General features: G+C 67.8%; 12 protein-coding genes. 1 reads left to right on the top strand and 11 read right to left on the bottom strand.

Going from position 1 to position 13,884, the window contains the following annotated elements:
- The first annotated feature begins 84 nt into the window (after positions 1-84).
- Complete coding sequence (locus tag J2X65_RS05885) at positions 85-2,391, top strand: xanthine dehydrogenase family protein molybdopterin-binding subunit (RefSeq protein ID WP_310199228.1); 2,307 nt, start codon at positions 85-87, stop codon at positions 2,389-2,391.
- A gap of 10 nt (positions 2,392-2,401) precedes the next feature.
- Here the strand turns inward: J2X65_RS05885 and J2X65_RS05880 are convergent, their stop codons facing one another.
- The 11 genes from J2X65_RS05880 to J2X65_RS05830 all read right to left on the bottom strand — a co-directional run bounded on the left by J2X65_RS05880 (position 2,402) and on the right by J2X65_RS05830 (position 13,844).
- A complete protein-coding gene (locus tag J2X65_RS05880; protein ID WP_310199226.1) occupies positions 2,402-2,656 on the bottom strand; it encodes a hypothetical protein in 255 nt (84 codons plus the stop codon).
- A 58-nt stretch (positions 2,657-2,714) separates the two neighbouring features.
- Positions 2,715-3,446, bottom strand: coding sequence for a phosphoribosyltransferase (locus tag J2X65_RS05875; protein WP_310199224.1), 732 nt, complete (start codon positions 3,444-3,446; stop codon positions 2,715-2,717).
- Positions 3,447-3,622: 176 nt separating this feature from the next.
- Complete coding sequence (locus J2X65_RS05870; RefSeq protein WP_310199408.1) at positions 3,623-5,185, bottom strand: GMC family oxidoreductase; 1,563 nt, start codon at positions 5,183-5,185, stop codon at positions 3,623-3,625.
- 26 nt (positions 5,186-5,211) lie between these two features.
- Entirely contained in the window at positions 5,212-5,718 is a 507-nt protein-coding gene (locus J2X65_RS05865) for a hypothetical protein (RefSeq protein WP_310199222.1), read from the bottom strand.
- Between the two features lie 11 nt (positions 5,719-5,729).
- Positions 5,730-6,899, bottom strand: coding sequence for an LLM class flavin-dependent oxidoreductase (locus tag J2X65_RS05860; RefSeq protein WP_310199220.1), 1,170 nt, complete (start codon positions 6,897-6,899; stop codon positions 5,730-5,732).
- A gap of 10 nt (positions 6,900-6,909) precedes the next feature.
- Positions 6,910-7,860: an acetamidase/formamidase family protein gene (locus tag J2X65_RS05855; RefSeq protein ID WP_310199218.1), complete on the bottom strand. Its 951-nt coding sequence runs from the start codon at positions 7,858-7,860 to the stop codon at positions 6,910-6,912.
- Positions 7,861-7,890: 30 nt separating this feature from the next.
- Complete coding sequence (locus J2X65_RS05850; RefSeq protein ID WP_310199216.1) at positions 7,891-8,727, bottom strand: carbohydrate ABC transporter permease; 837 nt, start codon at positions 8,725-8,727, stop codon at positions 7,891-7,893.
- A gap of 246 nt (positions 8,728-8,973) precedes the next feature.
- Complete coding sequence (locus tag J2X65_RS05845) at positions 8,974-9,897, bottom strand: sugar ABC transporter permease (protein ID WP_310199213.1); 924 nt, start codon at positions 9,895-9,897, stop codon at positions 8,974-8,976.
- 191 nt (positions 9,898-10,088) lie between these two features.
- Positions 10,089-11,513 (bottom strand): extracellular solute-binding protein, encoded by a 1,425-nt coding sequence (locus tag J2X65_RS05840; protein WP_310199211.1) that lies wholly within the window; start codon positions 11,511-11,513, stop codon positions 10,089-10,091.
- 49 nt (positions 11,514-11,562) lie between these two features.
- Complete coding sequence (locus J2X65_RS05835; protein ID WP_310199209.1) at positions 11,563-12,744, bottom strand: ABC transporter ATP-binding protein; 1,182 nt, start codon at positions 12,742-12,744, stop codon at positions 11,563-11,565.
- The gene (locus J2X65_RS05830; RefSeq protein WP_310199206.1) at positions 12,741-13,844 is read right to left on the bottom strand and encodes an ABC transporter ATP-binding protein; all 1,104 of its coding nucleotides are present in this window, start codon (positions 13,842-13,844) and stop codon (positions 12,741-12,743) included. Before J2X65_RS05830 ends, J2X65_RS05835 begins: the two co-directional genes overlap by 4 nt.
- Positions 13,845-13,884 lie beyond the last annotated feature (40 nt).

Raw genomic sequence — 13,884 nt, 5'->3', positions numbered from 1 at the left:
GCTGATCTTTACACAAACAGTATCATTGGCAAGAGCGCAGAGCGGTTCTAAGCTGCGGCGACGGGATCGAAGGGGGCGAGAGCGATGAAATTCGGTGTGGGCCAGCCGTTCCGGCGCGTCGAGGATCAGCGCTTCATCACCGGCACCGGCCGCTACACCGACGACATCCATTATGATGGCGAGGCCTATGGCTTCGTGGTGCGCTCGCCGGTCGCGCATGGCGTCCTCAACGGCGTCGATGCCGAGACGGCGCGGGAGATGCCCGGCGTGCTCGCGGTCTATACCGGCGCCGATCTCGCCGCCGAGGGCATCGGCACGCTGCCGGCCGTCATCGTGCTGGACCACGTCGAGGGCAAGCGCATGCCCACCCCGCCCTATCATCCGCTGGCGCGTGAGAAGGTGACCTATCTCGGCCAGCCGGTCGCCTTCGTGGTCGCCGAGACCGCACTCGCGGCGCTGGAGGCCGCCGAGGCGGTGGCGCTCGACATCGAGGACCTGCCGGCGGTGGTTGATCCCGTCGCCGCCTTCGCCGAGGACGCGCCGCTGCTCCACCCGGAAGCACCGGGCAACCTGGCCTTGCATTGGGCCCATGGCGACGTCGCCGCGGCCGAAGCGGCGCTCGCCGCCTCGCACCGGGTCGTCGAGATCGAGGTGGTGAACAATCGCATCGTCGTCGCCTCGATGGAGCCGCGCAACGCCATCGGCCTCTATGACGCGGATGCGGACAGCTTCACCCTCGTCACCGGATCGCAGGGCAGCCACATGATTCGCGGCTGGCTGTTCGAGCAATTGTTCGGCGAGCCGGCCGAGAAGCTGCGGGTGATCACGCCGGATGTCGGCGGCGGCTTCGGCATGAAGGCGATCCCCTATCCCGAGCAGGGGCTGGTGCTCCACGCTGCGCGCAAGCTCGGCCGGCCGGTGCGCTGGCAGTCGAGCCGCACCGAGGCTTTCCTGTCCGACACGCAGGGCCGCGACAACCTCACGCGCGCCCGGCTCGGCCTCGATGCCGACAACCGCTTCACCGCGCTCATGGTGGAGACCATGGCGCCCTGCGGCGGCGCGCTCTCGGCCTTCGGCGTCTATTGCCCGACGCTCTCCGGCCCGCCCATGGCACCGGGCGTCTACCGTATCCCGGTGGTAGCGACCGATGTGCGCATCGCCTACACCAACACCGCGCCGATGGACGCCTATCGCGGCGCCGGCCGGCCGGAGGCGGCCTATCTCATCGAGCGCATCGTCGACAAGGCGGCGCGGGAGCTGGGCATGGCCCCGGACGCGCTGCGCGAACTCAACATGATCGCGCCCGAGGAAATGCCGCACAAGACGGGTGCCGGCGTCACCTATGATTCCGGCGATTTCGCCGCCGTGATGCATACCGCCATGCAGGCGGCCGACTGGGCCGGCTTCCCCGCCCGACGCGCACAGGCGGACAGGCTGCTGCGCGGCATCGGCCTCGGCTACTACATCGAGCGCACCGGCGTTCCCGGCAAGGAAGGCGCGGTGGTGGAGATTTCCGTCGACGGCCGCGTCACCGTGCATGTCGGCACCCAGTCCACCGGCCAGGGCCACGAGACCACCTATGTGCAGATGACCGCCGAGACGCTCGGCCTCGACGTCGCGCGCATCACGGTGAAGACCGGCGACACCGACCAGCCGCTGCCCTCGGCCGGCGGCACGGTGGCCTCGCGTTCCATGGTGCATGGCGGCGGCGCGCTGCGCCTCGCCAATGGCGACCTCATCGGCAAGGCGCATGCGCAGGCGGCGAAGCTGCTCGACAGCGACCCGCGCGAGGTGGAGTTCGACGACGGCGCCTTCCACGTGCCCGGCACCAACCGCCATGTCGGCCTGCTGGAAATCGCGGCGAAGACCGGTGGCCTCACCGGCGTCGGCGATTTCGAGCAGCTGATCGGCACCTTCCCCAATGGCGCGCATATTTGCGAGGTGGCGGTCGATCCCGAAACCGGTTCGATCAGGGTCGAGCGCTACACCGTGGTCGACGATTTCGGCCGGGTGCTGAATCCGCTGGTGCTGTCGGGCCAGGTGCATGGCGGCATCGCCCAGGGCATCGGCCAGGCGATGCTGGAGCGCGTGGTCTATGACGCGGATAGCGGCCAGCTCCTCTCCGGCTCGTTCATGGATTACGGCATTCCGCGCGCGGAAGACCTGCCCTTCTTCGAGGTCTCGACGCAGAACGTGCCCTGCACCACCAACCCGCTCGGCATCAAGGGCGCGGGCGAAGCGGGGGCTATCGGCGCGCCGCCGGCCTTCGTCAACGCGGTGATCGACGCCCTGTCGCCGCTCGGCATCACCGAGCTCGACATGCCGCTCACCCCGTTCCGGGTGTGGGAGGCGATCGAGGCGGCGAAGGCGGGGAAAAGCGCGGCGGCGTGACGTGGCCCGGTCAGGTCGCCGGCACACACTTCTCGCTGCGGAGCTCCCGCGCGCCCTGATGCAACAGGCACATGGAGACGAGGGGCCTGTCGTTCCGCGTGCCCTGGAGGATCAGGACCAGCGTCCGGCCCCTGTTGGTGGTGGTGGTGCCGACCACCTTGAACCCGTCATCGAGGAGTTTCTGCAGCGGCCCTGCCTGGGCTCCAACGGTTGAAGCGATCAAGGCAAGGCCGAGACAGGCCCCGGAGAGTGATGCGCGCCGCATGATGACCTCGAAGGTTGCAACTGCCTAACTATCGCGGCGCCGCGATCCATCAAGGCCCTCATGGCACCTCCGGCATTGTTCCCTCTACCGGCCGCCAGCCGCCCTCCCCGCGCGCGAAGAGCGGGCAGCCATAGGCCGCCCTCACCCGCTCCGCCGGCAGCACGTCCTGCATCGCCGCCACCCAGCGATTGGTCTGCTTCATTGCCACCGCCATGCCGGCGATCTGCGCCCCGGCCCGCGCCAGCAGCCGGCACGCCGCCGCCGCCGTCGCGCCGGAGGAGATGGCGTCGTCCACCAGCAGCACCCGTCGCCCTTCGACCAGCGGCAGCAGATTCGGATCGAGCCGCAGCCGCTTGCCCGCTTCGGGGGTCGTGATGGAGGAGACCGGCTCGGAGAGGTCGTCGCGGTACCAGAACTTGCGCGAATAGCCGAGCGGTACGTAGCGTGGCTGGCCGAGCCGCTCTGCCACCAGCGCGGCGAAGGAAAGCCCCAGCGTCGGCAGCCCGGCCACCATCTCGGCGCCGAGATCGCCGGCGGCTTCCGCCATCGCCTCCGCCAGCGCCGCCACCACCGCATGCGACGCCTGGTTGGCGATCAGCGAGGCCACCGCATGCGCGCCATCCGGCAGCGCCCGCAGCGGCAGGACCAGCACGCGGCCATCGGCCAATCGGACGGGGTAGCCGAAACGATAAGGCGGCACCGCCGAGAAGCGCTGCGGCACCTGGTCCGTCAGCTTCTGCCAATAGGGCAGCGTCGGCTCGGTGAAGAAGCCGTCTTCCTCATGCGGCATGGAAGCCTTCCCGACCCATCAGAGCACCGTCACGTCCAAGCTCGGCCCGGCCATGACGGCGTGCCGGCGGGACGCCTGTCCCGCCACCCCGGCTGTCCGGGACCCATCCTTCCAGGCACGCAGGCGCTTCCCCTCATCCGCAAAAAGGCGCCCGCTTCTCCTATCCACACAGGCCCCTACAGCTCGCCCGCCGCCATCTGCTTCGCCATGAAATCCGCCTGCCGGATCGCCAGCGCCACGATGGTGAGCGTCGGGTTGCAGGCGCCGCCGGTGGAGAAGGTCGAGCCGTCGGCGATGAACAGGTTCGGCACCTCCCAGGCGCGGCCATTGCCGTCGAGCACGCCGTCCTCCGCCTTGGCCGCCATGCGGTTGGAGCCGAGATTGTGGCTCGCCGGATAGGACGGCGCCTCGATCGAGCGCTTCGCCCCCGCCGCCGCATGGATGGCGGAGAGCGTCTTGTAGCCGTGCACGCGCAGCTTCAGGTCGTTCGGGTGGTCGTCGTAATGGATGTTGGCCACCGGCACGCCGAAGGCGTCGAGTTCCTCGCCCAGTGTCACCCGGTTGCCCGGCTGCGGCATGTCCTCGCCGGACATGAAGATGCCGGCCATGTTGCGGTACTGCTCGATCACCGAGACGAAGTCGCGGCCCCACCAGCCGGGATCGAGGAAGGCGGCGGTGGTCGGCAGCCCCATCGAGTTCATCTCGATATAGTAGCCGCCGGCATAGCCGCGCGCCGGGTCATGGCGCACGAAATCGTCGATCATGCCGCCCATGATCTCGCCGCGGTGCATGTAGACCGGCTTGTCGAAGATCGACCACACCGTCTGGATGATGTGGCGCAGATAGTGGCGGCCGGCATGGCCCCAGCCATTGGCGATGCCGTCCGGAAAGCGCGCGCTCTTGGAGTGCAGCAGCAGCCGGGAGGTCTCGACGCAATTGCCGGCCAGCACCACCGCCCGCGCCTTCTGGCGATGGGTGACGCCGTCCGCATCGACATAGACCACGGCGGAGGCCTTGCCGGCCGCGTCATGCTCGATGAACGTCACCCGCGCGCGCGGCCGCAGCTCCAGCTTGCCGGTGGCGAGGCCACGCGGGATCTCGACATTCAGCGTCGACCAGCGCGAGCCGACCTTGTCGCCGGTGATGGTGAAGCCGTCCTGCGTGGTCGCCGGCCGGCCGTCATAGGGGATGGAGTTGATGGCGTGCCGGCCGGTGGAGACGTTGAGCCCCAGCGCCTTGGCGCCGGCATACATCACCTTGAAATTGTTGTTGGGCGGCAGACCGGGCAGGCCGTTGGTGCGCGTCACCCCCATCTTGGCCTCGGCGAGGTCGTAATAGGGGTTCAGTTCCTCGAGCGTGATCGGCCAGTCGATCAGGCTGGCGCCGGCAATGTCGCCATAGACGGTCTTCGCCCTGAGCTCGTCCTCGATGAAGCGGTAGCAGCAGGCCGACCAGTGGGTGGTGGTGCCGCCGACCACCTGGCAGCTCCAGCTCGGCGAGAATGGGTGGTCCTTGGCGGCGCGCCAGGTGCCGGAGGCGGTTCGCTTGTCCAGCCAGGACAGCATCTCGTAACCGCCCCACTCGTCATTGACGAAGTCGTCGGCGGTCAGGTGCTTGCCGGCCTCCAGCAGCACCACCTCGACGCCGCGCTTGGCCAGCTCATGGGCGAGCGTGCCGCCGCCGGCGCCGGAACCGACGATCACCACCACGCCGGAATCATCGAGCTCATACTGTGTCATCATGCGTATCCGTGTGCGGTGGGCCGTCAGATGCCGGGAGGCGGTTCGGGCAGCCAGTCGAGATCGTTGAAGCCGCGGTTCACATAGCCGCCGAGATGCACCGAGGCGCCCTCATAGCCGAAGGCCTGCCACACCTCGATATCGTCATAGAGGAAGCGCACGGTGGTGCGTTGCACCAGCCGGAAGGCGGCGGTGCCCTCGATCGCCTTCAGCCCGTTGACGCGGTAGCTCTCCGACAGCTCGCGGAACGGCACCGGCATGGCGTCGTCGACGAGATCGACGAACTCGGCGAAGCCCTGCGCCACCGCCGGCAGCTTCGACGCCAGCCCGTCAAAGGCGACGATGGTGCGGCGATAGACCCGCTCCGGCAGGCCCTGGTGCGGATAGAGCGTGCGTGCCGCCAACACCAGCGTCTCGGCGACGTGGGCGTCGAACACCTTCAAAACGCCCACCCAGTCCGGCCCTTCCGGCAGGGCCACCGGCGGCGGCAGCTTCGGGTCCTTGTAGGCGGTGGGCATCGGCGTTTCGGTCATCGGCACGTTCCTCAGTTCGTCGAGGGCAATTGTTCGCCTGGCGGCAGCCAGGCATTGATGGCGGCGGCGTTCTTCACCAGGTCGGCGGCGTGGCTGGCGCGCGAGCGCTCCTCGGCGATCAGCAGCCTTTGCCGCGTCGGCTGGAAATGCGGGATGACATGGCGGGCGAACAGCTCGTAATGGCGCAAAGTCGCCTCGCGGTTCGCCCAGTCATGCGCCAGCATCAGGAAGCAGCCGAAATCTCCGGCCCGCGCCGCGAGCCGCTTGAGGAAGGCGACCGCGTCGTCCGGCGTGCCGATGACGCCGATGCCGGTCTCGTTCATCCAGGCGATTCGCTCCTCGAAGGTCTCGCCGACCGCGGTGATCGAGGGCATGGCGATGGTCTTCTGGGTGTACTCGCAGAAGGCGTCGAAGCCGTGCCGCATATCGGCGATCGCCTGCTCGCGGGTCTCGGCGACATGGACGTTCACCACAAGGCGCCAGCGCGACGGATCGGGCACATGGCCATGCTTGATCGCCTCCTGCGCATAGACGTCCCAATGCAGCGGCGGCGCCGGCATGCCTTCCTTCGGCGACACGACGCCGGTGGAGAGCAGGCCGAGCCCGTGCTTGCCGGCGATGCGCGGCCCGGCCTCCGAGCGGGTGGCGGCGACGCAGACGTCAAACATCGGGTCGGAATACGGCGCCACCTGGCAGAAGGCGTCGACCAGCTCGTAGCGGTCGGTCTTCACGCTCACCGGATCGAGCGAGGTGAGCAGCTTCATCAGCACGCCGAGATCGTGGTCGAGCGCGGGACGCAGCTGGCGCGGATCGAGCCCGAACATCGCCGCGTCGCTCGGCAGCCCGCCGGGGCCGAAGCCGGCCATGAAGCGGCCGCGCAGCATGTGGTCCATCAGTATCATCCGGTCGGCGACATGGTAGGGGTTGTGATAGGGCAGCGGCACGATGCCGGTGCCGAGCTTGATGCTCTTCGTCAGCGCGCCGACATGGGCGAGGAACACCATGGGGTCGGCGATGATCTCGCTGCCGGCGGAATGGTGCTCGCCGACCCACGCCTCCTCATAGCCCAGCGCGTCGATCCATTGGATGGTCTCGACGTTGCGCTGGAGCGAGGTGGTGATGTTCTGCGTCGGCGGGGAGTTCCAGGGCGGCATGAAGATGCCGAAGCGGGTCTTTCTCATCCTCTCCCCCTCACCGGACCGGAAGGAAGCGCTTGGGCAGCACGCAGTGGATGCCCTTGTTGCCGTCCACCGTCTGGGTGACCCGCAGGTCGGCGCAGAGCGAGCACAGCGTGTAGGCATCCTGCGCCGAGAGGCCGGACCGCTCGCGGATCAGCACGATCATGTCGCGCAGCGCTTCCTTCACCGCGTCGTCGAGATCGGGATCGAAGCCCATGGTGATCCACTCGTCGGGCTTCTCCGCGCGCGGCGTGGTCAGCTTCATGTCCTTGCGAACGTGGAACTCGAACGTGCCGGTAAGCGCCGCCTCGATGGCGGTGATGCACACCTCGCCGTCGCCCTGCCGCCCATGGCCGTCGCCGACCGAGAACAGCGCGCCGGGCGCGAAGACCGGGAAATAGGTGGTGGTGCCGACCCCGAGCTCCTTATTGTCCATGTTGCCGCCGAACACCCGCGGCTCGGTGGAGGAGAGCCGGCCCCATTCCGGCTTCGGCGCCACGCCGAAATTGCCGAAGAACGGCTCCAGCGGCAGTTCCTGCCCCCAGGGCATGGTGGCGATCAGCCTCTCGCGGTCCAGCGGGATGTGGATGCGCCGCAGCTCCGGGAAATCCTCCGGCAGCGTGCCGAGGAAGGGCAGCTGGATGTTCCAGCCCCAGTCGGCGCGGAATTTGATGTCGAGCATCCGCACTTCCAGCACGTCGCCCGGCTCGGCCCCCTCTACGAAGACCGGCCCGGTGAGCAGATGCGGCCCCGGCCCACGATGGATGCTGGCCATCACCTCGGCATGCCCCGGCACCGGGGTGAAGCCGGTGGCGGCGAAGTCCGGCAGGTCCTCCGGCTCGCCGGACAGGGTGTCGATCACCACCCGGTCGCCGGATTTGATGGTCAGCGCCGGCGGCAGGGCGGCGTCCCATTTGCCCCAGTTCACCGTGTCCGGCCGTGCCGGCAGATAATGCTCCGCCATCGTTTGTCCCTCAGCCCCCAGCCCTTGTCCTCAGCCCTTCACGGCGCCGAGCGTCAGCCCGCGCACGATGTGACGTTGCAGCACGAACACCACGGCGAGCACCGGCAGCAGGGCGGTCATGCCGACGACCGCCATCTCGCCCCAGCGCACGCCCTGGCTGGTGATCAGCTTCGGAATGGAAACCGGCAGCGTGGTCATCGCCTTGCCGCCGAGCATGAAGGCGAACAGGAACTCGTTCCACGCGAAGATGAAGCACAGCACGCTGGTGGCGACGATGCCGTTGCGCAGCAGCGGGAACACCACGCGGCGGAAGATCTGCAGCTTCGACCAGCCCTCCAGCGCCGCCGCCTCCTCCAGTTCCACCGGCAGGTCGCGGCAGAAGGAGCGCAGCACCCAGACATAGAAGGACAGGTTGAAGGTCATGTAGGCGAGCGTCAGCCCGAGGAAGCTGTCGAGCAGCCCGACCTTGGCGTAGATCAGGTAGAACGGGATGACGAGGCACACCGGCGGCGCCATGCGCGAGCCGAGGATGAACAGGAACAAATCGTCCTTGCCCTTCATCTCGAAGCGCGCGAACGCATAGGCGGCCGGCGTGCCGATGATCACCACCAGCGCGGTCGAGACGGTGCACAGCAGGAACGAGGTGAGCAGCGCCCAGTGGAAGCCCTGCTCGATCACATAGGAGAAGTGGTCGAGCGTCGGCACGAACAGCCACTGGGTGGGCCGCGCGAACATGGCGTCGTTGGGCTTCACCATCATCGAGGCCATCCAGAAGATCGGGAACAGCATGATGGCGGCATAGACGACGACGATCGCGGTCCAGAACAGACCACGCGATCCTTCGGGGCGGCTTGAAGCTTCGGCCATTTTTTCCTCGTTCGTTCCGGAGACCGGATCTTCAATTCTCCCTTCCGTTAGGAAGGGTCTGCCTCCCTCTCCCCGTCGGGGAGAGGGCTGGGGTGAGGGGCCTTCTTCGCTTCCCCATCTAGTCCCCCCTCATCGACCCGCTGCGCGGGCCACCTCTCCGTCGAAGCCGGACATTTCCGGCTTCGACCTCGCCGAAACCGTGTCCGGCACCAGCCGGATACGGGCGGGGAGAGGGACGATAAGGCCTCAGAACGCGTTCAGGCGCTTCTTGGCGACCTGGTAGAAAATCGAGCAGAAGGCGAAGAAGGCGATCCACACCAGCACCGCCAGCGCCGAGGCCTCGCCGATGTTCCAGAACTCGAAGGTCATCTTGTTGGCGAGGATGGAGGGGGTCTCGGTCGAGATGCCCGGCCCGCCATTGGTGAGGATGTAGATGGTGTCGAACACCTTGAAGGCGTCGATGAAGCGCAACAGCCCGATCACGGCGAGCAGCGGCGTCATCATCGGCAGGGTGATGTGGAAGAACATCTGCACCGGGTTGGCCCCGTCCACCGCGGCGGCGCGATAGGGCCCGAGCGGCAGCGCCTGCAGGCCGGCGAAGAACGCCAGCATCATGAACGGCGTCCACTGCCAGATATCGACGAAGATCAGCGCGTAGAGCGCCAGCTCCGGCGAGGCGAAGATCGAGGTCTCGCCGAGAATGTTGAAGCGCTCCAGCACGTTGTAGGAGAAGAACCCCCACGATCCGGCGAGCATGATCTTCCACAGCAGCCCGACGACGATCGGCGCCATCATGGTCGGCATGAACAGCAGCGGGATCAGGATCGAGCGCCCGCGCACATTCTGGTTCAGCACCAGCGCGCCGATCAGCCCGAGCATGAACTCGATCGGCACCGCGATGAACACGAAGGTGGCCGCCACCCCGATGGAGTTCCAGAAGCGCGGGTCCGACAAGAGCGTGATGTAGTTGTCGAAGCCGATGAAGTCGCGCACCCGGCCGAACTTCGCCTCGTGGAAGCTCAGATAGATGGCGTAGATGAACGGCGCCAGCGACACCACCACCAGGGTGATCATCGAGGGGGCGATGAGCAGGTAGGGATACCAGGCCCGCTCGCGCATTCCCGCCGCTTGCGGCTCGGCCGCCGTCATCGTCTCGCTTGCGCTGGCCATTCTGCCTGTCCGTCTCGCTGCGTGGTCATCTACCGGGAAGAAGGAGCCGGGACGCGAGGGGACGCGTCCCGGCAGGTGACCGGCGGATCGGGTGGGCGCCGGCCATATCGGGCACAGAAACGCGAGGCTCCCGGTGCATGGAGCGTTACGTCACCGCGCGGGCGTGCGGAACGTCACGGCGTCTCCGGAAGTCACAGCGTGCAGGACTTGCCGCCGCAGAGCTTCTCCAGGACGGCCTGGCCTTCCTTGGCGCCCTGTTCGGGGGTCATCTTGCCGAGGCCGACCTGCTGGGCGATGCCGCTCATGGCATCGAACATCTCCGGATATTTTTCCATCTTCGGCCGCGCGGTGGCGACGTCGAGCGAGGACTTCATCGCAGCGAACAGCGTCGGGTTGGTGCTGCCGGTGATCGCCGGCGCCGCCCAGGAGCTCTCGCGGATCGGCACGCCTCCCTGGCCCATCTCGATCAGCTTGTCCTGCTGCTTCTTGTCGGCCAGCCACTGCAGGAACAGGAAGGTCGCCTCGGGATTTTTCGAGGCCTCGCTGATCACCGTCACAGAAGGCTCGGCATCGGCATGGCGATGCGCCTCGTTGCCGGCCTTGGCCGGGATCGGGGCGTAGACGAACTTGCCGGCATAGGGAGAGACGCCCGGCTTGTCGATGCCGAGCACGAAGTCCGACCAGGCCAGCGACTGCGCGGCGATGCCGTTGCCCATCACGGTCGGCACGTCGACGAGCGAGTATTCGGCGATGCCGGGCGGGGCGAAGGTCCACAGCTCGCGCCACATCTTCAGCGCCGCCACGGTCTGCGGGCTGTCGAACACCGGCTTGCCGTCCTTGTCGATCAGGTTGCCGCCATAGTTCTGGATGAAGTTCACCCAGAGATTGGAGAAGGTCGAGCCGCCCTTGATGCCTTCCAGCACGATGCCGTAGAAATCGCTGGTCAGCGGCACGCCGGCCAGCTTCTCGCCCTTCTTGCGGGTGAAGAATTCGGCGATGTCGCGCATCTGCTCGATGGTCTTGGCCGGGGCGAGGTCGTAGCCGTACTTCGCCTTGAACGCCGCCTTCTCCTCCGGATTGTTCAGCAGGTCGGCGCGCGCCCAGTAGACGTGGTTGTAGTTCCAGTTGATGAAGCCGTACTGCTTGCCGTCGCTGAAGGCGGTGGTCTTGTACGGCGCCTGGATGAAGTCGGCGGCGTTGAGGCCGGGATCCGACAGCTTGGGATCGGCGACGAACTTGTCGAGCGGCATGATCACGCCGGCCGAGAGCATCGGGCCGAGCTGGGCGCCGTGCAGCATGATGGCGTCGTAATGGCCGCGGCCGGACAGCATGTCGGCCTGGCCCTTGTTGATCACCTCGAAGTGGTTGAGCAGTTCCCATTCCACCTTGATGCCGGTCTCCTTCTCGAAGTCCGGTACGATCTTGGAGAGCGTCTCCTGCAGCGGCGTGATCTCGTCGAGCACGCGGATGGTGGTGCCCTTATAGGGCGCCGCCGCCTTGGCATAGAAGCCCGCATCCTGCGCCAGCACCGGCTGCACGCCGGAGACCACCATCGGCACGGGGAGTGCCGTGGTTGCCGCCAAGGCGGCGGCGAAACACCAAATCTTACGCTTCATCGCTCTTTCCCTCTGTGTTTTGCCGTTAGCGGCTTATGCCTGTCAGTCGTCAGTCGCCGGAAAGCGCCCGGCCCGTCGCACCGTCGAAGAGCACCATCCCTTCGCCGGGAAATGTGAAGCCGATGCCGCGGCCGATGCCGCCATCCGCGCCCAGCGCCGCCGCCCCCGCCATCGAGGTCTTCACCTTGGCGAGCAGGTTGCCGAGATCGATGGTGACGATGGCGTGCTTGCCGAACGGCTCGTTGGAATAGACCTCGGCCGGCACAGCCCCGGATGCCTTCCCCACCGCATCCGGCGCCACGAAGCCGATGGCATCCGGCCGCACGCCCAGCGTGGCCGCCGCGCCGCTGGCGCGCTCGGCCGCCCGCGCCAGCGCGCCGGTCAGCGTCAGACTCACGTCCCGGCGCACGAACACGATGGCGCCGTCCTCGCGGGTCAGCTCGCCGTCGATCAGGTTCATCGGCGGATCGCCGAGTAGCTTGGCCACCCGCGCGCTCGCCGGGCGCAGCCAGATTTCTTCCGGCGTGCCGATCTGCTCGAGGCGGCCCTGGTCGATCACCGCCACCCGGTCGCCCACCGACAGTGCCTCCATCCCGTCCGGCGTCGCCCAGATGGTCGGCACGGTCAGCCCGGAGAGCCGGCGGCGGATCTCGCCGCGCAGCTTGTGACGCAGCTTGGCGTCGAGATGCGAGATCGGCTCGTCGAGCAGATAGAGCGCCGGCGACTGCACCAGCAGGCGCGCCAGCGCCACGCGCTGCTTCTGCCCGCCGGACAGCGCGCCCGGCAGCCGCTCGTGCAGATGGCGGATCTCCAGCAGCTCCAGCACCTCGTCGACGCGCCTGTTGGCCTCGGCGGGTGCGAGCCGGCCGCCCGGCGCCTGCAACGGCGACAGCGCATTGCCGCGCACGGTGAGGTGCGGATAGAGCGCGTAGCTCTCGAACATCAGCGCCACGCCGCGCTGGCCGGCCGGCACCTCGGCCAGGGCCCGGCCGCCGAGCTCGACCGAGCCGGCATCCGGGCGCTCCAGCCCGGCGAGGATGCGGCAGAAGGTGGACTTGCCGGCGCCGGAAGGACCGGTGAGCGCCAGCAGCTCGCCCGGCTTCACCTCGATGCCGATCTCCGCCAGCACCTTGTGCGGCTGGCCCTTGGAGGAAAAGCTCTTGGAAATGCCGCGGGCGATCAGCCCGGCATGGGTGGACAGGCGCGAGGGAGCTTTCATGGGAGCGTTCACGGCGCCACCTCCAGGTTCTTCTCGCTCACGGCATCGAAGACCAGCAGCCGGTCGACATCGAGCCCGACCGACACCTTGTCGCCCGCCCGCCAGGACGTCGGGCCGGCGATCTCCGCCACCAGCCTGCCGCCGGTCCCGCCGGCGGCGTCGAGCGCCACGGTGAGCACGTCGGCATCGCCGCGCGGCTCGCGATAGGTGATGACGCCCCGCGCCGCCCCTCCCGCATCGCCCGCGCCATCCGGCGGCAGCACCTTCACATGTTCCGGCCGGATGCCGGCGACGATGGCGCCGTCGGCCAGCCTCGCCCGCCGCGCGGTGCCCAGCGTCACCTCCCAGCCCTCGCCGACGATGCGGTTGCCGGCATAGGCGGCCTTCATCAGGTTCATCGGCGGCTCGCCGATGAAATTGGCGACGAACAGGTTGGCCGGGCGCTCATAGAGGTCCTGCGGCGCGCCCACCTGCTGGAGCACGCCATGGTTCATCACCGCCACCCGGTCGGCCATGGCGATCGCCTCGGTCTGGTCGTGGGTGACGAGGATCGAGGTCACCTGCCGCAGCTTCTGCAACCGCTTGATCTCGGCGCGCAGCTGCACCTTCTGGTCGGCGTCGAGATGCGACAGCGGCTCGTCGAACAGGATCACCTCCGGGTCGCGCACCAGCGCCCGGCCGATCGACACGCGCTGCATCGCCCCGCCCGACAGGCCGCGCACCGGCTGGTCCGCCATCTGCCGCAGGCCGAGCAGTTGCAGCACCTCGCCGATGCGCTGCGAGGCCGGCTGGCCGGTGATGCCGCGCACCTTCAGCGGGAAGCCGACATTCTCCCACACCGTCATGTTCGGGTAGAGCGCGTAATCCTCGAACACCATGGCGATGTTGCGCTCGCCGGGCGCGAGGCGCGACACCGGCTTGTCGCCGAACCAGATCTCGCCCGACGACACGCTCTCGATGCCGGCGGCCATCTTCAATGTGGTCGACTTGCCGCAGCCCGAGGGCCCCAGCAGGGCGAGCATCTCGCCGGCAGCGCAGGCGAGGTTGAGTTCCCTGACGGCATCAACCTCCCCGTAACGCTTGAAGACCGACTCAAAGGCGATGGACGACATCCGGCACTCCAATGGCTATGCCGATGAACAATCCAAGTTC

Origin of the sequence: Ancylobacter sp. 3268 (assembly GCF_031456575.1) — a bacterium.
GTDB lineage: Bacteria > Pseudomonadota > Alphaproteobacteria > Rhizobiales > Xanthobacteraceae > Ancylobacter.
This window is presented reverse-complemented; position numbering and strand designations above follow the sequence as displayed.

Excerpts from the sequence above, each read along its gene's own strand:
- J2X65_RS05860 (WP_310199220.1), bottom strand. The coding sequence starts at position 6,899 with ATGAGAAAGACCCGCTTCGGCATCTTCATGCCGCCCTGGAACTCCCCG.
- J2X65_RS05840 (WP_310199211.1), bottom strand. The coding sequence starts at position 11,513 with ATGAAGCGTAAGATTTGGTGTTTCGCCGCCGCCTTGGCGGCAACCACG.
- J2X65_RS05855 (WP_310199218.1), bottom strand. The coding sequence starts at position 7,860 with ATGGCGGAGCATTATCTGCCGGCACGGCCGGACACGGTGAACTGGGGC.
- J2X65_RS05870 (WP_310199408.1), bottom strand. The coding sequence starts at position 5,185 with ATGACACAGTATGAGCTCGATGATTCCGGCGTGGTGGTGATCGTCGGT.
- J2X65_RS05850 (WP_310199216.1), bottom strand. The coding sequence starts at position 8,727 with ATGGCCGAAGCTTCAAGCCGCCCCGAAGGATCGCGTGGTCTGTTCTGG.
- J2X65_RS05845 (WP_310199213.1), bottom strand. The coding sequence starts at position 9,897 with ATGGCCAGCGCAAGCGAGACGATGACGGCGGCCGAGCCGCAAGCGGCG.
- J2X65_RS05875 (WP_310199224.1), bottom strand. The coding sequence starts at position 3,446 with ATGCCGCATGAGGAAGACGGCTTCTTCACCGAGCCGACGCTGCCCTAT.
- J2X65_RS05865 (WP_310199222.1), bottom strand. The coding sequence starts at position 5,718 with ATGACCGAAACGCCGATGCCCACCGCCTACAAGGACCCGAAGCTGCCG.
- J2X65_RS05830 (WP_310199206.1), bottom strand. The coding sequence starts at position 13,844 with ATGTCGTCCATCGCCTTTGAGTCGGTCTTCAAGCGTTACGGGGAGGTT.
- J2X65_RS05880 (WP_310199226.1), bottom strand. The coding sequence starts at position 2,656 with ATGCGGCGCGCATCACTCTCCGGGGCCTGTCTCGGCCTTGCCTTGATC.
- J2X65_RS05885 (WP_310199228.1), top strand. The coding sequence starts at position 85 with ATGAAATTCGGTGTGGGCCAGCCGTTCCGGCGCGTCGAGGATCAGCGC.